Genomic DNA, 465 nt, shown 5'->3' with positions numbered 1-465 from the left:
TCGACGACCAGACTCAACACGATCGCCGGGAGAACGGCGACTGCTGCATGCAGATGCAGGGCATTGCCGATGGCACCTGGACCATCGGCGAAGCTGAACACGTTTTCGAAAGCACAGATCGTGATCGTCACGACCACGAGCGCAGCACAGATTGCGGTCCACAAGGGCCTGCAACGGATGGCAACCAGCATCATCGCGAGGCCGACATAGACGAACGGATAGGATATGTAGGATACCGAAAGAACCGTGACGAGAATGACGGCTGGAAAGAAGAGCAAATTGGAAAGCGTCTCAGACAGGGAAACGTCGGGGGCCTTCCAGCTTGGGAAAAGGACGATCGCGGGCAGGAGCGTGGCCGTTCCGGCGGCATCGGCGATCCACCACGACGTGAGGAAGCCTGGGTCAGGTTGTATCCCCGCGATCACCAGAAGGCCAGTGGCGGTGACGCTGCTGATCATTGGCGGC

At 59.4% G+C, this 465-nt stretch carries 1 protein-coding gene; it reads right to left on the bottom strand.

From position 1 onward, the window contains the following. On the bottom strand, positions 1–465 hold a 465-nt coding region (locus tag AC1D0P_RS29155), incomplete at both ends, for a hypothetical protein (protein ID WP_477679921.1).

The organism is Polaromonas sp. P1_G2 (genome assembly GCF_056405515.1).
Note: the sequence above shows the minus strand (reverse complement) of the source record. Positions and strands in the feature narration are given on the sequence as shown.